The organism is Streptomyces sp. NPDC043427 (assembly GCF_056436655.1).
This window is the reverse complement of the sequence record NZ_JBWKCC010000001.1, coordinates 510566-528117: the sequence shown is the minus strand read 5'-3', so window position 1 is coordinate 528117 and position 17552 is coordinate 510566. Positions and strand designations below refer to the sequence as shown.

General features: G+C 71.2%; 20 protein-coding genes. 6 read left to right on the top strand and 14 right to left on the bottom strand.

Going from position 1 to position 17552, the window contains the following annotated elements; genetic code table 11:
- Nucleotide 1 precedes the first annotated feature (1 nt).
- The 3 genes from AC067M_RS02445 to AC067M_RS02435 form a co-directional block, all read right to left on the bottom strand.
- Nucleotides 2–394 carry a hypothetical protein gene (locus tag AC067M_RS02445; RefSeq protein WP_478695092.1) on the bottom strand — a complete coding sequence of 131 codons (393 nt, stop codon included), beginning with the start codon at nt 392–394 and terminating at the stop codon, nt 2–4.
- A 146-nt stretch (nt 395–540) separates the two neighbouring features.
- Nucleotides 541–1731, bottom strand: a complete 1191-nt coding sequence (locus AC067M_RS02440) for an MFS transporter (protein ID WP_478695091.1) — start codon at nt 1729–1731, stop codon at nt 541–543.
- Nucleotides 1732–1813: 82 nt separating this feature from the next.
- Complete coding sequence (locus tag AC067M_RS02435) at nt 1814–2635, bottom strand: SDR family NAD(P)-dependent oxidoreductase (protein ID WP_478695090.1); 822 nt, start codon at nt 2633–2635, stop codon at nt 1814–1816.
- A 119-nt stretch (nt 2636–2754) separates the two neighbouring features.
- Between AC067M_RS02435 and AC067M_RS02430 the strand changes: the two genes are divergently transcribed.
- Nucleotides 2755–3372 carry a TetR/AcrR family transcriptional regulator gene (locus tag AC067M_RS02430; protein WP_478695089.1) on the top strand — a complete coding sequence of 206 codons (618 nt, stop codon included), beginning with the start codon at nt 2755–2757 and terminating at the stop codon, nt 3370–3372.
- Between the two features lie 32 nt (nt 3373–3404).
- On the opposite strand, the gene AC067M_RS02425 is transcribed toward AC067M_RS02430, so the two are convergent.
- Entirely contained in the window at nt 3405–3812 is a 408-nt protein-coding gene (locus AC067M_RS02425) for an SgcJ/EcaC family oxidoreductase (RefSeq protein WP_478695088.1), read from the bottom strand.
- 9 nt (nt 3813–3821) lie between these two features.
- Complete coding sequence (locus AC067M_RS02420; RefSeq protein WP_478695087.1) at nt 3822–4226, bottom strand: ATP-binding protein; 405 nt, start codon at nt 4224–4226, stop codon at nt 3822–3824.
- Between the two features lie 120 nt (nt 4227–4346).
- On the opposite strand from AC067M_RS02420, the gene AC067M_RS02415 reads away from it, so the two are divergent.
- Both AC067M_RS02415 and AC067M_RS02410 read left to right on the top strand, forming a co-directional pair.
- Complete coding sequence (locus AC067M_RS02415) at nt 4347–5195, top strand: helix-turn-helix domain-containing protein (RefSeq protein ID WP_478695352.1); 849 nt, start codon at nt 4347–4349, stop codon at nt 5193–5195.
- Nucleotides 5155–5433: a DUF397 domain-containing protein gene (locus AC067M_RS02410; protein ID WP_478695086.1), complete on the top strand. Its 279-nt coding sequence runs from the start codon at nt 5155–5157 to the stop codon at nt 5431–5433. The genes AC067M_RS02415 and AC067M_RS02410 overlap by 41 nt, the downstream gene beginning before the upstream one ends.
- Here AC067M_RS02410 and AC067M_RS02405 read toward each other — a convergent pair.
- Nucleotides 5417–6586 carry a steroid 3-ketoacyl-CoA thiolase gene (locus AC067M_RS02405; RefSeq protein ID WP_478695085.1) on the bottom strand — a complete coding sequence of 390 codons (1170 nt, stop codon included), beginning with the start codon at nt 6584–6586 and terminating at the stop codon, nt 5417–5419. The two genes, AC067M_RS02410 and AC067M_RS02405, sit on opposite strands and share 17 nt — an antisense overlap.
- Before the next feature lie 239 nt (nt 6587–6825).
- Here AC067M_RS02405 and AC067M_RS02400 point away from each other — a divergent pair, with 239 nt between their 5' ends.
- Complete coding sequence (locus AC067M_RS02400) at nt 6826–8058, top strand: cytochrome P450 (protein WP_478695084.1); 1233 nt, start codon at nt 6826–6828, stop codon at nt 8056–8058.
- 110 nt (nt 8059–8168) lie between these two features.
- Here the strand turns inward: AC067M_RS02400 and AC067M_RS02395 are convergent, their stop codons facing one another.
- The 7 genes from AC067M_RS02395 to AC067M_RS02365 form a co-directional block, all read right to left on the bottom strand.
- Nucleotides 8169–8549 carry a VOC family protein gene (locus AC067M_RS02395; protein WP_478695083.1) on the bottom strand — a complete coding sequence of 127 codons (381 nt, stop codon included), beginning with the start codon at nt 8547–8549 and terminating at the stop codon, nt 8169–8171.
- Nucleotides 8550–8677: 128 nt separating this feature from the next.
- Complete coding sequence (locus AC067M_RS02390) at nt 8678–9094, bottom strand: aggregation-promoting factor C-terminal-like domain-containing protein (protein WP_478695082.1); 417 nt, start codon at nt 9092–9094, stop codon at nt 8678–8680.
- Between the two features lie 273 nt (nt 9095–9367).
- Entirely contained in the window at nt 9368–10234 is an 867-nt protein-coding gene (locus AC067M_RS02385) for an ECF transporter S component (protein ID WP_478695081.1), read from the bottom strand.
- Entirely contained in the window at nt 10231–11898 is a 1668-nt protein-coding gene (locus AC067M_RS02380) for an ABC transporter ATP-binding protein (protein ID WP_478695080.1), read from the bottom strand. The genes AC067M_RS02385 and AC067M_RS02380 overlap by 4 nt, the downstream gene beginning before the upstream one ends.
- Nucleotides 11895–13085 carry an energy-coupling factor transporter transmembrane component T gene (locus AC067M_RS02375; RefSeq protein WP_478695351.1) on the bottom strand — a complete coding sequence of 397 codons (1191 nt, stop codon included), beginning with the start codon at nt 13083–13085 and terminating at the stop codon, nt 11895–11897. Before AC067M_RS02375 ends, AC067M_RS02380 begins: the two co-directional genes overlap by 4 nt.
- A gap of 52 nt (nt 13086–13137) precedes the next feature.
- Entirely contained in the window at nt 13138–13776 is a 639-nt protein-coding gene (locus AC067M_RS02370; RefSeq protein ID WP_478695079.1) for an SCO2322 family protein, read from the bottom strand.
- On the bottom strand, nt 13773–14999 hold the full coding sequence (locus tag AC067M_RS02365; protein ID WP_478695078.1) for a prenyltransferase/squalene oxidase repeat-containing protein: 1227 nt from the start codon (nt 14997–14999) through the stop codon (nt 13773–13775). The genes AC067M_RS02370 and AC067M_RS02365 overlap by 4 nt, the downstream gene beginning before the upstream one ends.
- Before the next feature lie 278 nt (nt 15000–15277).
- Between AC067M_RS02365 and AC067M_RS02360 the strand changes: the two genes are divergently transcribed.
- Nucleotides 15278–15928: a phosphotransferase gene (locus AC067M_RS02360; protein WP_478695077.1), complete on the top strand. Its 651-nt coding sequence runs from the start codon at nt 15278–15280 to the stop codon at nt 15926–15928.
- Nucleotides 15929–15979: 51 nt separating this feature from the next.
- Nucleotides 15980–16363: a VOC family protein gene (locus AC067M_RS02355; protein ID WP_478695076.1), complete on the top strand. Its 384-nt coding sequence runs from the start codon at nt 15980–15982 to the stop codon at nt 16361–16363.
- A gap of 41 nt (nt 16364–16404) precedes the next feature.
- Here the strand turns inward: AC067M_RS02355 and AC067M_RS02350 are convergent, their stop codons facing one another.
- Nucleotides 16405–17457, bottom strand: a complete 1053-nt coding sequence (locus AC067M_RS02350) for an MBL fold metallo-hydrolase (protein ID WP_478695075.1) — start codon at nt 17455–17457, stop codon at nt 16405–16407.
- Between the last annotated feature and the right edge of the window lie 95 nt (nt 17458–17552).

Below are 17552 nucleotides of genomic sequence, written 5' to 3'. Positions count from 1 at the left end.
CCTAGAACCGGCAGGGGTGCGGGGAGCCGCCGTTGCGGAGGTTGCTGTCCCAGACCCAGCCGTAGCCGTGGATGTACGACCACGTGTTGCCGTAGCTGTTCGCGACGTAGCAGTCCACTGTCACCGAGGAGTTGACCGGGAGGGTGCCGACCGAGGTGCAGGCTCCGTACGGGCCCATGCGGACCGGGGCGGAGACGGCGGCGTAGTCCTTCGTGCGGTACGGGTTCAGGTTGGCCGGGGGCGCGCCCTGGTTCCACGGGCAGGCGGCGGCCACGGCGGGTGTGCCTGTGGTGTGCTCGGCCGCGACGGCGGTCGGTGCGGCGAGGGTGCCGATGGCGGTCAGGGAGAGTGCCGCTACGGCTGTCAGTACGTGTGAGAACTTCGAGTCGGGCATGACCGGATCCCCTTCGGTCGTCGGGTTGTGTACGGCGCAACCTTTCGTCGGGGCGGTCGGCGGAGCAAGGAGTCTGGGCTGTCCCGGACATGTGAGGTGTGTCCGGGCTGGTCAGCGGCCTGGGCGGGTGGTGTCCGGGACAGCGCTCACGTTCTCACCGGTACCGGGCGCCGGAGCAGGTAGACGGCAGCGCCGGAGACCAGAACGGCCATACAGCCGATGAAGACGAGTCCCGCGCCCTCCAGGCCGATCGGGCCGGACAGGACGCCCACGCCGATCACCGGGACCGAGATGCCTGTGTACGCCACCACGAACAACGTCGAGATGACCGCAGCGCGTTGGTCCGCCGGAGACGCCCCGGCCACCGCGGACAGCGCCCCGCGGAACGACAGGCCCTGCCCGAACCCGCCCATGATCGCGCTCAGTACCACCAGCGGGAGCAGATCCCAGCGCAGGGCGCCCGCGAGCAGGGCCAGCCCGGCGAGGAGCCCGGCGCAGCCCAGGGGGAGGGACCGGCCGACGCCGACCCGGCCGACGGCCAGTTGACCGGCGGTCGAGGCGAAGAAGGCCAGGGCGACGATCAGTCCGCTGACGGCGTGGTCGTGCACGTCGAGGGACTCGGCGAGGAAGGCCGGGCTGACGGATGTGAACACGCCGAACAGCGCGAAGCCGACGAAGGAGGCTGTCGCCGCCGCTCCGAACACCGCCCGCACCTCGGTGGGCAGGCCGGGACGTTGCGGTCGTACGGTGTTCAGCGGCCGCCGCTCCCGTACGGTCTCCGGAAGCCGCAGCAGGACGGCGGCCGAGCAGACGACCAGGGCGAGGTGCACGGCGAACGGCAGGTACAGCGGCCAGGGAGCGTACTGCGCGAGCACTCCGGCGAGCAGCGGGCCGCAGCCCAGCCCGCCCATGTTCGCGGCCGTCGCGACGAACGTGGCTCGGGAACTGCCGCCGGACGGCGCCAGCTCCATCACGTACGCCGTGGCGGCCCCGGTGAACAGGCCGGCGGACAGCCCCGACAACAGCCGTCCCGCGAACAGCCAGCCCAGGCCGGTGGCACACAGGAAGCAGACCGCACTCGACGCCGCGAACCCCAGGCCCCACAGCAGCACCGGGCGCCTGCCCACGGCGTCCGAGGCGTTGCCCGCCAGCAGCAGCACACCGATGACCCCGAAGGCGTAGACGGCGTACACGACGGTGACCGTCAGCTCCGAGAACCCGAACTTCTCCTGGTAGAGGGGGTAGAGAGGCGTCGGCAGCGTGGTGCCGGCCATGCACACGACAAACACGGCCCCGCCCAGCAAACACGGGAGCCAAGCGCGGCGATCACCGTCCATGCGGCCGACGGTAACCCCGTACGCCGCCCCGGTCCGGCCCCGGCGCGCCCGGCTCGATCAGGTCGACGTGGCGCGGATCCGGTCAGCCCGGGGCGACGCGGCTGAGGTCCTCCCAGGACCGGTACAGCTCCGATCGGGCCTGGCACATCTCCATGACGTGATCGAAGGACTGACTGCCGACGATCAGCCGTCGGGGCGGGTCCGGCATTGCCGCCAGTTCCATGATGACCGGAGCAGCGGTGCCCGGCTCCGGGCCGACGGCGTCGCCCCACAGCGCCTCCATCTCGGCGCGCAGGGACTGATACTGCGTCAGGGGCTCGGTGGTCGTGGTGCCGGTGGTGAACAGGCCGGTGTTGTAGCCGCCCATCTGCACAACGGTGACCTTGATGCCGAACCTCTCGACCTCCATCGCCAGCGCCTCGCTGACCGAGTCCAGCGCGGCTTTGCCCGCGCCGTAGAAGCCGACGGTGGCCATGCCGCCGCCGCTGCCCATCGAGGTGACCTGGAGGAGCCGCCCCCCGCCCTGGGCGCGCAAGTGAGGAAGGACCGCCTGGGCCACCCACACCGCGCCGAAGAAGTTCACGTCCAGATGCGCCCGGATCTGTTCCTCCGTGGCCTCCTCCACCATGCCGTAGAGCATCGCGCCGGCGTTGTTGACGACGACGTCCAGCCTGCCGAACACGGCTGCCGCCCGCTCCACCCCGTCGAACACGGCGCGGCGGTCGGTGACGTCCAACGGCAGCGGGACCAGGTGGCCGGGGTATTTCTCGGTCAGTTCCTCCAGGGGCTCGACGTTGCGGGCAGCGGCCACCACGCGGTCGCCGCTCGCTAAGGCCGCCTCGGCGAAAGCCCTGCCCAGGCCGCGGGACGCGCCGGTGATGAGCCAGACCCTTGCGTTCGCCATGACGCCTCACTCCCCTCACTTGAGTAAACGAAACGGTTCGTCTCGATTCGTTTCGAGGTTAGGGCATTGCTCCGGCATTAGCAATACGGATCGTCTCGTTTCGGGGTTACAGTGACCGCATGTCCAACCAGAAGGGGCCGGACCACTCCCGGCGCAAGGAGCGGTCCCGGCAGGCAATCCTCGAGGCCGCCCGCGCCCTGGTCGCGGAGGAGGCGTACGAGAAGGTCACGGTCGAGGCCATCGCTGCCCGCGCAGGCGTCGGCAAACAGACGATCTACCGGCGGTGGCCGTCGAAGAGCGCGGTCGTCTTCGCTGCGCTGCTCGCTCTGAGTGAGGATGCGGACGGGCAGTCGGTCACGCTTCCGGACACGGGCGACCTCGAGGCCGACCTCAAGCTTGTCATGCGTGCCACGGCGGAGGAGTTCGCCGACCCGGCCTTCGACAGATTGATCCGGGCCCTCAACACCGAGATCGCCAACGACGCCGTGCTGGCGGCCGAGTACCGGGAGAAGGTGGCCCAGCCGCTGGAAGAGGCGAAGAGGGCGCGCCTGCGCAGCGCCCAGGAGGCCGGCCAGCTCGACGCCGACGCCGACCTCGACCTGGCCCTCGAAGTGCTCTACGCCCCCCTCTTCCAGCGGTGGCTGCACCGCAGCGCTCCGCTGACCGCCGCATACGCCGACTCACTCGTCGACGCGATGCTGAGGGCTTTCGGCCCCGCAAGGCCGCCGACGCCGTGATCGGCGCCACCGAGGAGCGGGCGGACCTACCGTCACTGATCGGCGGCGTGCACCTGGGTGTTCTGGCAGGCGTGCAGGAGCCAGCGTCCGTCGGTGTTCTTGGTCATGACGTAGAGCGGGGCGCCCTCCGTGTTGCCGTCCGGTGAGTGGTAGGTCTGCCTGACCTTCACCGCCGCCACGTCAGGTCTCAGGAACTGCGTGTGCACCACCTCGTACGTGACCTCACCGTCCATGACCGCTCCGGGCAGCACCGCGCGGGTGAACTCGGCGATCGCCTCGAAGCCGATGAGGACCTTGCCGTGTGCGGTCGTCCAGAGGGCCTCGGGGTGGAACAGCGCGAGGAACCCTTCTGCGTCCCGGGCGCGCTGCGTGCGCTCGACGGTGGCCACGATCTCTTCGATCGCCTTGATGTCTTCGGTTTCGGTGTTCATGCCGATCATTCTGAGACGTCAACTGCGCTTGAGGTCAAGGCACTCGAACCATACGGTCTTGCCGCCCCCGGGCCATGGGGACACGCCCCATGTGTCGGCCACGGCGTCCACCAGGAGCAGTCCCCGGCCGCCCTCCGCCTCCAGCGACACCTCACCCGGCGTGGCGGGAAGTTCCGGCACACCGTCCGCCACCTCGACCCGGACCCCGGCGGTCTGACGGAGAAGCAGAAACGTGCAGCGGCGGTCCGGGACGTGGCGTACGACGTTGGCGATCAGTTCGGTCGCCGCCAGTTCCACGGTGTCGGAGAGGTCGGCCAGCTCCCACTCGTCCAGGAACGAGCGGACGATGCGGCGGATGTGCCGGGCCGAGTGCTCGCCGACGGTCAGGCTCATGCGGTACTGCGTGGGGCGCGGGGTCGCCATGAGCGTAGGGGGAAAATATTCGTTCACGGGACGAGCCTGGCCTGCCGTGACTACGCTCGGCTACAGCATGGATACAACGAGTCCCGCAGTGGACCGAGTTGCGAGAGGGGTCGTATGTACGTGACCCACATCAACGTCCTTGATCCGGGAGCTTCGCCGCTCGACTACTACGGTTTCGAGTTGCGGCGGCACCGAGAAGCCGCCGGGCTGACACAGAAACAGCTTGGCGACATCGTCAACTACACCGGCTCCCTCGTCGGCCAGGTCGAGACGGCACGGAAACTTCCGACGTCGGAGTTCAGCGAGCGGGTGGATGCGGCGCTGGGGACGGGTGGGTTGTTGTCCCGGCTCATCGGGCTGGTGATGCGTAGTCAACTTCCCGCCTGGTTCCAACAGGTCGCGGAGTTGGAAGCCCGGGCCGTCAAGATCTCCACCTTCCAGACGCACATGGTGCACGGACTCCTCCAGACCGAGGCGTACGTCCGTGCCGTGCTGGGCTCGCTCGACGAGACGGACCTCGACGACCGCACCGCCGTACGACTCGCCCGCCAGCGCATCTTCGAGAGGGAGGCGCCGCCGGTCCTGTGGGCGATCATCAGCGAGGCCGCGCTGAACCAGGAGATCGGTGACGCCGAGGTCATGCGCGGGCAACTGGCCCATCTGTTGTCCTTCGAGAGCAATCCCCGGATCAACGTCCAGGTGCTGCCGTTCTCGGTCGGGGCGCACGCGGGGCTAACAGGCTCGTTCACCCTCTACCGGTTCGAGAAGGACCCGGCCATCGTCTATACCGAGGGCTACGGCAGCGGGCATCCCACCGCGAACCCGGACACCGTCAGCGACTGCTCGCTCCGTTACGATCATCTTCAGGCCGCCGCTCTCTCCCTCAAGGACTCGGCGGAGTTGATCCGGCGCGTGATGGAGGAACGCTATGGCGAACAACGGGATTCCGGCCGGGACCACGTGGCGTAAGTCCAGCTACAGCAGCGATCAGGGCGGCGAGTGCGTCGAGTGCGCGCCCCTCGGCGCCCTCGCCTGGCGCAAGTCCTCGTACAGCGGCGACCAAGGGGGCGATTGCGTGGAGATCGCCGACGCCCCCTGCGCCACCGTAGCCGTCCGCGACTCCAAGAACCCCGCAGGCCCGAAGCTCGCCTTCGCGCCCTCCGCCTTCGCGACCTTCGTCGACTGGGCCTCTACAGCCGCTGAATAATCGTCCCCGTGGCCAAGCCGCCCCCCGCACACATCGTCACCAGCGCGAACTCCTTGTCCGACCGCTCCAGTTCGTGCAACGCCGTCGTGATGAGCCGGGCTCCGGTGGCCCCCACCGGATGCCCGAGCGCGATCGCACCGCCGTTGACGTTGACCTTCGCCAGGTCCTGCTCGAAGACCTGAGCCCAGCTCAGCACCACCGACGCGAACGCCTCGTTGATCTCGACGAGGTCGATGTCCTTGAGCGACATCCCCGCCTTGCCCAGCACCGCGCGCGTCGCGTCGATCGGGCCGTCGAGGTGGAAGTGCGGGTCGGCGCCCACCAGCGCCTGGGCGACGATCCGTGCCCTGGGCTTCAGCTTCAGGGCGCGGGCCATCCGCTTGGACGCCCACATGATGGCCGACGCGCCGTCCGAGATCTGCGACGAGTTGCCCGCCGTATGTACCGCCGTCGGCATGATCGGCTTCAACCCCGCCAACGCCTCCATCGACGTGTCGCGCAGGCCCTCGTCCTTGTCGACCAGGCGCCACATGCCCTGGCCGGACGCCTGTTCCGTCTCCGTCGTCGGCACCTGGACCGCGAAGGTCTCCCTCTTGAAGCGTTCCTCGGACCAGGCGATGGCGGCCCGTTCCTGGGACAACAACCCCAAGGCGTCGACGTTCTCCCGGCTCAGACCCCGATGCCGCGCGATCCGCTCCGCCGCCTCGAACTGGTTGGGGAGGTCCACGTTCCACTCGTCCGGGAAGGGCTTTCCCGGGCCGTGCTTGGAGCCGGAGCCCAGCGGTACGCGGGACATCGACTCGACGCCGCAGGAGATGCCGACGTCGATGACGCCCGCCGCGATCATGTTGGCCGTCATGTGGGACGCCTGCTGCGAGGAGCCGCACTGCGCGTCGACCGTCGTCGCGGCGGTCTCGTAGGGGAGGCCCATGGTCAGCCAGGCCGTGCGGGCGGGGTTCATGGACTGTTCGCCGGCGTGGGTCACCGTGCCGCCGACGATCTGCTCGACGCAGTCGGCGGGGATGCCGGTGCGGCCGAGGAGTTCGCGGTAGGTCTCGCCCAGCAGGTAGGCGGGGTGCAGATGGGCGAGCGCGCCGCCGCGCTTGCCGATGGGGGTGCGGACGGCTTCGACGATGACGGGTTCGGCGGCCATGGGTGCGGGTCCTTTCCTCCGAACGTGCCCGAGGGTGCGGAACATGCCAGAACGTGCCAGAGCGTGCGAGAACGTGCGAGAACATGAGCGGGAGCTGGAACTAGTACGTGTTCTAGTTCTCCTGGGAGCAGTCTGCGGACGTGATGTGTGTCACCGCAAGGGTCTTGCAGGCTTCAGGGTCCTGAACTACCTTCACCGGACCCATATTCTGATGGACCGTCAGATGGCTGGAGCTGCCCATGCCCTGTCCAGCGCTGCCCGACGGGTTCGACTTCACCGACCCCGACCTGCTGCACCACCGTGTGCCTCACCCGGAGTTCGCCGAACTGCGCCGGGCCGAGCCGGTCCGCTGGATCCCGCAAACGGCGAACGTGGCCGGGTTCCAGGACGAGGGCTACTGGGCCGTGACCCGGCACGCGGACGTCAAGTACGTCTCCACGCACCCGGAGATCTTCTCGTCCTCCCTCAACACCGCGATCATCCGCTTCAACGAGCACATCGAACGCGACGCGATCGACGCGCAGCGGCTGATCCTGCTGAACATGGATCCGCCCGAGCACACCCGGGTCCGGCAGATCGTGCAGCGCGTGTTCACGCCGAGGGCGATCCGGGCGCTGGAGGAACGGCTGCGGGAGCGGGCCGGCGCGATCGTGGCGGAGGCGCGGGAGAACTCCGGCTCCTTCGACTTCGTCACGTCCGTCGCCTGCGAGCTGCCGCTTCAGGCCATCGCCGAGCTGATCGGGATACCCCAGGACGACCGGGCCAAGATCTTCGACTGGTCCAACAAGATGATCGCGTACGACGACCCGGAGTACGCCATCACCGAGGAGGTCGGCCGGGAGTCGGCCACCGAACTCATCGCGTACGCCATGAACATGGCCGCCGACCGCAAGGAGTGCCCGGCCAAGGACATCGTCAGCACGCTGGTGGTCGCCGAGGACGAGGGGAGCCTGCGCTCCGACGAGTTCGGTTTCTTCGTGCTGATGCTGGCCGTCGCCGGGAACGAGACGACTCGAAACGCCATCACGCACGGGATGCACGCCTTCCTCACCCACCCCGAGCAGTGGGAGCTGTACAAGCGCGAGCGGCCTTCCACGGCCGCCGAGGAGATCGTGCGGTGGGCGACGCCCGTGGTCTCCTTCCAGCGGACGGCGACGCAGGACACGGAGCTGGGGGGCAAGCGGATCAAGAAGGGGGACCGGGTCGGGATCTTCTACGCCTCCGCCAATCACGACCCCGAGGTGTTCGAGAGTCCGGACGCCTTCGACATCACCCGCGATCCCAATCCCCACCTGGGGTTCGGTGGCGGTGGGCCCCACTTCTGCCTCGGCAAGTCCCTCGCCGTCCTCGAGATCGACCTCATCTTCAACGCGATCGCCGACGCCATGCCCGGGCTGAGGCTCGTGGACGATCCGCGACGGCTGCGGTCCGCGTGGATCAACGGGGTGAAGGAGTTGCGGGTCGTGACATGACCGCAGGCATGGGGAAGGCGGCGGCCCGGGGATCGTGGGCCGCCGCCTTCGTGTGAGGGGCTGCTCCTGGTGCGAGGGCCCCTCAGGGGCGCACCGGGGGCGCGGAGCCGTCAGAGCGGGTTGAGGCGGGCCTTGAGCAGGCAGAACTCATTGCCCTCGGGGTCGGCGAGAACGTGCCACTGCTCCTCGCCGGTCTGGCCGATGTCGGCCCGACGCGCCCCGAGCTTCAGGAGGCGTTCGAGCTCGGCGTCCTGGTCGCGGTCGGTGGCGTTGACGTCGATGTGCAGCCGGGACTTCCCCTGCTCCGGCTCGTCCCTGCGGCTGAGGAAGAGCGTCGGCTGCGGGCCGCCGAACCCTTCGCGCGGCCCGATCTCCATGCTGCCGTCGTCTTCGCGACCGAGCACCACGAAGTCCAGGACCTCGCACCAGAACCGCGCCAGCACCTCGGGGTCGCGGCAACCGAGCACGAGCTCACCGATACGACATGCCATGGACGAAACCTACTCTCAGCGTGGGGACTTGCCGGGGCGACCGCGCGCGGAACCCCTGAGCTCCCCGCAGTGGACACACGCTCGAGAACCTACCGGGCCGAGGTGAGCAGGTGCGAAGGGTTTACGTGTCAGTACCAGCCGTTGGCCTGCCAGAAGTTCCAGGCGCCGACCGGGCTGCCGTAGCGGGACTTCATGTAGTCCAGGCCCCACTTGATCTGGGTCTTGGCGTTGGTCTTCCAGTCGGAGCCGGCCGAGGCCATCTTGGAGCCCGGCAGGGCCTGGACCAGGCCGTAGGCGCCGGAGGAGGCGTTGGTGGCGTTGACGTTCCAGCCGCTCTCGTGCTGGACGATCTCGGCGAAGGCGTTGTACTGCGCGCCGTCAGGGATCATCTGGTGCGCGATCGCCCGGGCCTCGGGGGCGGAGGCCGTGGTGGCCGCGTGAGCGGGCGCCGCGGTCAGAGCCATGCCGGCGGTGGCGGCGGCCACGGCGGCGGTGGTGAGGGCCTTGTTCGGGGAAGCGATGCGGCGGATGAAAGCGACGGACACGGAGAACCTGTTTCCTCGGGGACGGGGGTGTCGCGAACATGCGTCGGCGCCGAGGCCCGTGGGCTTGTCGGCGCCGTGCGACGTCACCCACAGAAGCAGGCTCGGAGGGCGTCCGCAATGACCGCTTTTACTAGTTATGGCCGCATTCGAGGGGAGGGGTGTCTTTGTGAGCTGGCTCTCCATCGGCAGGTCGGAGGGGGTGGGGCCGCGTACATGACACGCAGCGGGGAGTACGGCCCTGCCTCGTAGGTGAGCTGGGTCATGTGGGCCGGTTCACGGCCTGGGCGCGTCGAACGTGACCTGGCTCTCGAAGGCCGCGCGGCGGGTGGCCCGGCGCAGGGCCCTGAGCACCGCCGGGCCGAGGGTGAGGGTCAGGACGACGGTGACGATCGCGCGGCCCAGGTCCCAGCCGAGGGACGTGGCCAGGCAGTACGCGACGAAGCGGGCCAGGTTGGTGGGGATCTCGGCGTCGGGGTCGAAGGCGATGCCCGAGGCGTCGCGGTCCATGAAGGGCCAGCCCTGCAGGTTCATCGCCGTGCCGTAGGCGAAGGCGGCCAGGAAGCCGTAGACGGCGAGAAGCAGCAGCTCGGCGCGACCGCGCAGGCGGTCGGCGCCCGGCAGGAGGCCCGCGCCCATCGTGAACCAGCCCATCGACAGCATCTGGAACGGCATCCAGGGCCCCACCCCGCCCGTGAGCAGGGCCGACGCGAACATCGTGACCGAGCCGAGCACGAAGCCGAAGCCCGGGCCGAGGACCCGGCCGCTGAGCACCATCAGGAAGAACATCGGCTCGATGCCGGCCGTGCCCGCGCCGATCGGCCGCAGGGCCGCCCCCGTCGCCGCCAGCACACCGAGCATGGCCACCGCCTTCGCGCCCAGCCCCGACTCGGAGATCGTCGCGCCGACGACCGCGACCAGCAGCACCAGCAGCCCCGCGAAGAGCCACGGCGCGTCCTGCGCGTGCGCGGTGAGCTGCGAGGCGGGCGGGGCGAGGAAGGGCCACCCGAAGGCGACGACACCGACGGCGCTGACCAGCGCGAGGGCGGCGAGGGAACGGGGGCCGAGACGGACGGGGCGGGCCTGGCGATCGGGGCGGGCCCGGCGGTCGGATCGGTCCTGCGGGGCAGGAGCGGTGCTCATGCGAGAGCCTTGCGTACCTGGGTGACCGTGAGCCACTGCTGTGGGGCCAGGATCTTCGTCACCTGGGGTGCGAAGGACGGGGAGGAGACGACGATCTCCGCCGTCGGGCCGTCGGCGATCACCTCGCCCTCGGCGAGGAGGACGACCCGGTGGGCGAGCTCGGCGGCGAGTTCCACGTCGTGTGTGGCCAGGACGATGGCGTGACCGGCGGCGGCGAGCTCCCGCAGGACGGTCACCAGGCGGGCCTTCGCCGCGTAGTCCAGGCCGCGGGTCGGCTCGTCGAGGAGGAGGAGTGGCGGGCGGGCCGTGAGGACGACGGCCAGCGCGAGCGCCAGGCGCTGGCCCTCGGAGAGGTCGCGGGGGTGGGTGTCGTCCGTGATGCCCGGGAGCAGGTCCGACACGAGCGCGCGGCATGTGCCGGGGCCGGCGCCCGCGTCCCGGTCGGCCGCCGTGCACTCGGCGGCGACCGTGTCGGCGTACAGCAGGTCGCGCGGCTCCTGCGGGACCAGGCCGACACGGCGTACGAGCTCGCGGGGCGGGGTGCGGTGGGGGATCGCGTCGCCCACGCGCACGGACCCGGACGACGGCTCGACCAGCCCGACAAGGGTGTTGAGGAGCGTGGACTTTCCGGCACCGTTGCGGCCCATGAGGGCGACCGTCTCGCCGGGGGTGACGGTGAGATCGATGTGGCGCAGGGCCTGGATGCGGGCGCGGCGGACGGCGAGGGCGCGGACGTCGGCGACGGCCGGGGGAGCCGGGGCGGGGCTGTGCCTGCGCCAGCGGCGGTGACGGGTGGGAGTGGGGGCGGGCGTGGTGGGGGCCCGCGGTGTCCCGGGGGCCTCGCGGTGGTCGGCGAGGCGTTCCCGTAGCTCTCCCGCCCGTCGGCGGGCGTCCCGCACGGTCAGGGGGAGCGGGGACCAGCCCGCCAGCCGGCCCAGGGCGACCACCGGCGGGTACACCGGCGATACGGCCATGATGTCGGCCGGGGTGCCGAGCACCGGTGCCGCGCCCGGGGCCGGGAGGAGGGCGACCTGGTCGGCGTACTGGATGACGCGTTCCAGGCGGTGTTCGGCCATGAGGACCGTCGTGCCGAGGTCGTGCACCAGGCGCTGGACGACGGCGAGGACCTCCTCCGCGGCGGCCGGGTCGAGCGCCGATGTCGGCTCGTCGAGGACGAGGACCTTGGGGTGCGGGGTGAGGACGGAGCCGATCGCGACGCGCTGCTGCTGGCCGCCGGAGAGGGTGGCGATGGGGCGGTCACGGAGGTCGGTCAGGCCGAGGAGGTCGAGGGTCTCCTCGACGCGGCGCCGCATCACCTCGGGTGGCAGTCCCAACGACTCCATTCCGTAGGCGAGTTCGTCCTCGACGGTGTCGGTGACGAAGTGCGACAGCGGATCCTGTCCCACCGTCCCCACCACATCGGCGAGTTCGCGCGGCTTGTGGGTACGGGTGTCCCGGCCGGCGACCGTGACACGGCCGCGCAGGGTGCCGCCGGTGAAGTGCGGGACGAGGCCGCTGACGGCTCCGAGGACCGTGGACTTGCCGACGCCCGACGGGCCCGCGAGGAGGACGAGCTCACCCTCCGGGACCTCGAAGTCCACGCCCTGGACGGTGGGTTCGCAGGCTCCGTCGTACGTCACGGAGACGTTCTCGAAGCGGATCACGACGGCTCCTTGGGGGCGGGGGCGGGCGCTGGTGCGGGAGTCGGGGCGATGAAGGCGGGGAGGAGGCCCAGGAGGATCGCCGCGGCAGGCCACAGGGGGAGGGTGGGCGCGACCAGGGGCACGGTGGTGGGGTGCAGGGCCGTCGGGTCCGTGGTCGAGGCGACGGTGAGGAGGGCGGCGACCGCGATGCCGGACCCGGCGACCAGGCAGGCGCGGATGCTCCAGGTGTCCGGGCGGTAGCGGGTGCGGGGAGAACGGCGGCCGCCCAGGCGCAGGCCCGCGAGGGCGGCGGTGACTCCGGCGAGGAGGAGGGGCAGGCCGTAGGTGCCGCCCACGGCGGTGAGCAGGCCGTAGGTTCCGGCGCAGACGCCGAGCAGGCCGCCCAGGGTGAGGGCGGTGGTCGCACGGCGGACGGGGGCGGGGACGGCGGCGGTACGGCCGTAGCCGCGCGCGTCCATCGCGGCGGCGAGGGCGACGGAGCGTTCGAGGGCGCCTTCGAGGACGGGGAGGCCGACTTGCAACAGGCCGCGTATGCCGTGGTCCGGGCGGCCGCGGAGGCGGCGGGCGGCGCGCAGGCGCTGGACGTCGGCGATGAGGTTCGGGGCGAAGGTGAGGGCCACGACCACCGCCACGCCCATCTCGTACAGGGCGCCGGGGAGGGACTTCAGGAGGCGGGTGGGGCCGGCGAGGGCGTTCGCGGCGCCTACGCAGACGAGGAGGGCGGCCAGTTTCAGGCCGTCGTAGAGCGCGAAGAGGAGGCCTTCCGCCGTGACCCTGCCGCCGAGGCGGATGCCCTGGGCCCAGTGCGGGAGCGGGACTTCGGGGAGGGTGACGATCACGTGGGTGCCGGGGATGGGGGAGCCGAGGGCCAGGGCGAAGAGGAGGCGGATGAGGACGACGGCGAGGGCGAGTTTGAGGAAGGCGGTGTAGGAGCGCGCGGCGGGGGTGTGGGGGCGGTGGGTGGCTACGACGTAGGCGGACGTGGTGATGAGGAGGGCGAGGAGGAGGGGGTTGGTGGTGCGGGTTGCTGCGGTGCCGAGGGCCAGGGACCAGAGCCACCAGGCGCCGGGGTGGAGCTGGCCGGGGTGTTGTCGGCGGGGGGTGGGTGCGCCGGCCCGCGCCGGCGGGGTGCCGCCTGCGCCCACCCTCCCCCACTCTCGGCTTCGCTCGAACGAGGGGACCCCCATCGCCCAGGAGGCACGACTGCCCGCAGGCTGCGTGCGTCGGCAGCCCGCGCGGTCAGCCATGCCTGCGTCGGCGGGTCTGCCAGACCGCCGCTCCGCCGAGTGCTGCCACCACCGCTGCTCCTGCCCAGATTCCCACGGACGGGCCCTCGTTCGTCTCGTCCGCCTTCTCGGCCGGCGTCGGATTCTTCTTCCCCGTCACCTGCTCGCCGCAGCCCTTCCTGGGATACCCCCCGATCGCGCACAACAGGGCGTTCGTGTCGTAGCGGAGGGGCTTGGCCACCGAGGCCAGGGCTTCTGCCGTGGTCGCGTCCGTGGGGACCAGTGCGCAGGCCGTTCGCGGGGCCGGCGGGGTTTCGCCCGAGGGGGCGTCCTTCGCCGTGCCGAAGTCGATGACCAGGGCCACGCGTTTGCGGTCGGTCTGCGCCGGGGTCTTCGCGCAGATCCTGGTGAAGGCCGCATCGCCGCGGGGCTGGGTCGCGTCGCCGGAGTCCTCGCTGACGGCGAAGCGGAAGCCCTGGACGTCGCCGTCGGAGGGGCGGGCGGTGGAGGGGCCCTGGGTGGCGTAGGTCCAGCGGTTGCCGTCGCGGTCCCAGAAGGACCAGTAGCGGTACCCGGCGGCCTGGGACGGCGTGGTGCCGGCCGCCAGGGTCACCAGCAGTGTGACGAGGAGGAGGGCGCCGCGGCGGATCACGGCTGCTGCTTCCGGTTCCGGCCGCTCAGCAGGAAGCCGATACCGATGCCGGCGACGAGGAAGACGCCGACGGTCCACCAGACACCGAAGCCGTCGTCGGAGTCCTTCTCGTCGGCTGCCTTCCCGGTCTTCTCCGCAGCCTGCGGCGCCGGACCCGTCGCGTTGAGCTGCTTCACCAGGTCCGTGCCGCCGAAGTCGTGCGGGTCGGTGCCCATCGCGTGTGCGGCGAGGATCAGTTCGGCGTAGGCGGCGGGGCCGCTCTGCCTGGCCCAGGCCGAGGCGTTCTTCTCCAGCCAGGCGTACGGCTTCCGCGCGGCCGCGGTCGCCCCCTGGGCGGCGAGCGCGACGACCGCGTCCGCCGTGTTGCCGTAGTCGGGCTGGTTCTCGGCGCCGGGGAGCACGGACTTCAGGTAGCCGTCCTGGGTGGCCTCCGCGAGGAACGCGGCGCCGTTGCCCGCCACCTGTCGCGGGGTGAGCTGCTTGTCGGAGTCGGCGCAGGCGCGGCTGTCCTTCGGGGCCTGTCCGGCCGTCGTCACGAAGCCCTTGCCGAGGCCGGCGAGGACACCGGCCGCCGTGGCGTCCGCGTTGGCGGCCAGTTTGCCCTTCTTGTCGGGCTGGTAGGCGAGCGCGCCGCCGTCGTCCTCGCCGCAGGGCAGGGACCACTTCGCCAGCAGGTCGTACGGCGACTTGCCGCCCTTGCTGTCCTGGGTGACCTCCGCGGGCTTCTCGCCCGCGGCCACCAGGGCGCCGACGACGACGGACGTCGAGTTCGTGTCGCTGGGGCCGCCGGGGGCGAAGCCCCAGCCGCCGTCCTTGTTCTGGACGGACTTCAGCCAGGTCACGGCCTTGTCGACGGCGGTCGCGTGCCCGCCGAGCGTGGCGAGGGCCTGGGCTGCGGCGGCCGTGCTGTTGGTGTCGGCCATGAGCTTCGCGTCGCAGGGCCCCGCGGTGTCGGTGCGGAAGGCCGCGAACGCGCCGTTCGCGCACTGCTGTCCGGCCAGCCAGTCCACCGCCGCGACGGCGGGCTTCACGTCCGCGGTGTGCTGCGCGAGCAGGGCGAGGGACTGGCGCCAGACGCCGTCGTACGTCGGGTCCGTACTGCCGTAGAGGCCGGACGGTATCGCCACCGACGGGGACGGGGAGGGTGTGGCGGCGACGGCGGGCGTGGCGGCGCCGATCACTGCGGTGGCGGCCAGGACGGCGGCGCTGCGGCGGACGTTCATGATCGGCGGGTGCCTCTCCCTGTGGGGAGCCGGGCAGCACGGGACGCCCCGGCGGCTCGGCTCCGTAGACCTCGACGGTGCCGTGCGGCGGCGGGTGCCGACGCACGTGTGAGCCGGTCATGTCGGCCGTGCGGGGCAGTCCGGCTCGCCGACTTGGGGGGACGGCTCACGGTTGCGGGTCAGCGCCGGATTTGCACCGGCTTCCCCCCGTACGGGTGTGATGACGACCGGGCCACTCTACCGGCAGGTAGGAAAGGCGTGCCGGGTAGGTTCGGGCCATGACCACCACGGGGAGACTGCTCGGCTCGGGCCGTACGGCCGACGTGTACGAGATCGACGAGGAGTGGGTGCTGCGCCGCGACCGGGAGGGGTGGGGGGACGCGGCGGCCGAGGGGGCGCTGATGGAGTACGTGCGCGGACATGGTTACCCCGTGCCCCGGGTCCGGCCGTCCAACTCGCGTACGGACCTGATGATGGAGCGGCTGACCGGGCCGACGATGGTGCAGGCGTGGGCGGCGGGCTCGCTGACGTCGCAGGACGCGGGCGCCGTCCTCGCCGGGCTGCTGCGCCGGCTGCACGCCGTCCCCGGCCGTGTCATTCACCTGGACCTGCATCCCGAGAACGTGATCCTCACCGACAGCGGCCCCCGCGTGATCGACTGGGGCACCGCGGAGCGGGGCGACCCGGGGCTCGACTGGGGCATGTCCGCGATCATCCTCGCGCAGGCCGCCCTGTCCGACGAGCCCTACGCCGAACCCGCCCGCGCCATGCTGACCGCCCTGCTCGCCGATCCGTCGGACCTGACAGAGGAGGGGCTGGTCGAGGCTCGGAGGCGTCGAGCGGTCAACCCGACGATGAGCCGGGACGAGGTGGAACTCCTGGGGAAGGCGGAGGAGTTGGTCCGGTCGCTCACGGTCCAGGGCGTATGACGGGGCGAAATGCGGTAGCGGCCCCCGCCGTCCTCGGGCAGGCTCCTCCGCATGGTCTCTGTAGTGCAGAACGTGGCGATCGACTGTGCGGATGCCTATCGGCTGGCTCGGTTCTGGAGCGAGGTGACCGGCTGCCCGCTGCATCCGCGGGACGAACCGGGTGACCGCGAGACTCAGGTGATGCTGCCGGAGGGGCCCTTGCTGTTCTTCAATCAGGTGCCGGAACCGAAGAGGGGCAAGAACCGCCTTCACCTGTGCCTGCGTCCGAAGACCTCGCGCGAGGAGGAGGTCGAGCGGCTGCTGAACCTCGGTGCCACCCTCGTCACCGACCGCCGGGAACCCGGCGGCGCGGGCTGGGCCGTCCTCGCGGACCCGGAAGGCAACGAGTTCTGCGTCCTGCGCAGCGAGTCCGACCGCGCCGCGATGTCGTCCTGACGGGAGGCCTGCCGGTCGGGACACCGACCGTCACGTGCGTCCTACACCGCCACGTACGTCACCGGCTCGCTCCCCGTCACCGCCTCCGCACGCCCCAGCTTCACCAGCCGCCGCAGATGCGCCTCCGCCTCGGAGACGGCGATGTTCCTTGAGCCATGGGGGATGTGCGCCCACGGTCGGTTCCACTCCATGCGTTCGGCGAGTTGCCAGGGGGTGAGGGGGGTGGACAGGAGGGAGAGGAGGTCGGTGAGGCGGGTCTCGTGGTGGGTGAGCAGCTCCCTCACCCGGGTGCCCGTGTGCGTGAACGCGTGCTGGTGGGCCGGGAGGATCTCCGCGGGTGCGAGGCGGCCGACGCGTTCGAGGGAGTCGAGGTAGTCGCCGAGTGGGTCCGTGACGGTGGCGTCGTCGGGGTCCTCGTAGAGCCCGATGTGGGGGGTGATCTCGGGGAGGATGTGGTCGCCGGAGAACAGCCGTCCGTGGCCGGGGAGTCGGGCGGGGTGTTCCTCCTCCAGGTGGAGGCAGACGTGGCCGGGTGTGTGGCCCGGTGTCCAGATCGCGCGGAGGTGGCGGCCGGGGAGGTCGAGGAGTTCGCCGGGGACGATCTCGCGGTCGGGGAGGGCGGGGGAGAGGCCGGGGAGGGTGCGGCGGGGTGCCGTGCGCAGGGGGGCCACGTGGTCCTCGGGGGCGCCCGCGGCGGTGAGCTTCGCCGTCATGTAGGTGAACCAGCGCTCGGGGCGGGTCTCGCGCGTCCTGCGGACGATCGCCAGGTCCGCCGCGTGCATCGCGACCCACGCGCCGGACGCCTCCCGCACCCGGCCCGACAGGCCGTGGTGGTCGGGGTGGTGGTGGGTGATGACGACCCCGTGGATCTCGGCGATCGAGGTGCCGCACGCCGTCAGGCCGCCTGCCAGCGTGTCCCAGGAGGCCGGGTCGTCCCAGCCCGTGTCGATCAGGACCGGCCCGCGGTCGGTGTCGACGACGTACACGAGGGTGTGGCCGAGCGGGTTGTCCGGGATGGGGACCTCGACGGAGCGGACGCCGCCGCCGTGGTCGTACACCGTCGCCCCGGGTTCGCGGTCCTGGCTGCTCTGCATCTGCCCTCCGTCCCACGGCCGTGGCCCACTATAGCCGGAACTGATGCTCTGTCAGATCGGCTGGGAGGGAACTTTGCGCTTGCCCCGTCCAGCTC

Excerpts from the sequence above, each read along its gene's own strand:
- AC067M_RS02445 (WP_478695092.1), bottom strand. The coding sequence starts at position 394 with ATGCCCGACTCGAAGTTCTCACACGTACTGACAGCCGTAGCGGCACTC.
- AC067M_RS02440 (WP_478695091.1), bottom strand. The coding sequence starts at position 1,731 with ATGGACGGTGATCGCCGCGCTTGGCTCCCGTGTTTGCTGGGCGGGGCC.
- AC067M_RS02435 (WP_478695090.1), bottom strand. The coding sequence starts at position 2,635 with ATGGCGAACGCAAGGGTCTGGCTCATCACCGGCGCGTCCCGCGGCCTG.
- AC067M_RS02430 (WP_478695089.1), top strand. The coding sequence starts at position 2,755 with ATGTCCAACCAGAAGGGGCCGGACCACTCCCGGCGCAAGGAGCGGTCC.
- AC067M_RS02425 (WP_478695088.1), bottom strand. The coding sequence starts at position 3,812 with ATGATCGGCATGAACACCGAAACCGAAGACATCAAGGCGATCGAAGAG.
- AC067M_RS02420 (WP_478695087.1), bottom strand. The coding sequence starts at position 4,226 with ATGGCGACCCCGCGCCCCACGCAGTACCGCATGAGCCTGACCGTCGGC.
- AC067M_RS02410 (WP_478695086.1), top strand. The coding sequence starts at position 5,155 with ATGGCGAACAACGGGATTCCGGCCGGGACCACGTGGCGTAAGTCCAGC.
- AC067M_RS02405 (WP_478695085.1), bottom strand. The coding sequence starts at position 6,586 with ATGGCCGCCGAACCCGTCATCGTCGAAGCCGTCCGCACCCCCATCGGC.
- AC067M_RS02400 (WP_478695084.1), top strand. The coding sequence starts at position 6,826 with ATGCCCTGTCCAGCGCTGCCCGACGGGTTCGACTTCACCGACCCCGAC.
- AC067M_RS02395 (WP_478695083.1), bottom strand. The coding sequence starts at position 8,549 with ATGGCATGTCGTATCGGTGAGCTCGTGCTCGGTTGCCGCGACCCCGAG.
- AC067M_RS02385 (WP_478695081.1), bottom strand. The coding sequence starts at position 10,234 with ATGAGCACCGCTCCTGCCCCGCAGGACCGATCCGACCGCCGGGCCCGC.
- AC067M_RS02375 (WP_478695351.1), bottom strand. The coding sequence starts at position 13,085 with ATGGGGGTCCCCTCGTTCGAGCGAAGCCGAGAGTGGGGGAGGGTGGGC.
- AC067M_RS02365 (WP_478695078.1), bottom strand. The coding sequence starts at position 14,999 with ATGAACGTCCGCCGCAGCGCCGCCGTCCTGGCCGCCACCGCAGTGATC.
- AC067M_RS02360 (WP_478695077.1), top strand. The coding sequence starts at position 15,278 with ATGACCACCACGGGGAGACTGCTCGGCTCGGGCCGTACGGCCGACGTG.
- AC067M_RS02355 (WP_478695076.1), top strand. The coding sequence starts at position 15,980 with ATGGTCTCTGTAGTGCAGAACGTGGCGATCGACTGTGCGGATGCCTAT.
- AC067M_RS02350 (WP_478695075.1), bottom strand. The coding sequence starts at position 17,457 with ATGCAGAGCAGCCAGGACCGCGAACCCGGGGCGACGGTGTACGACCAC.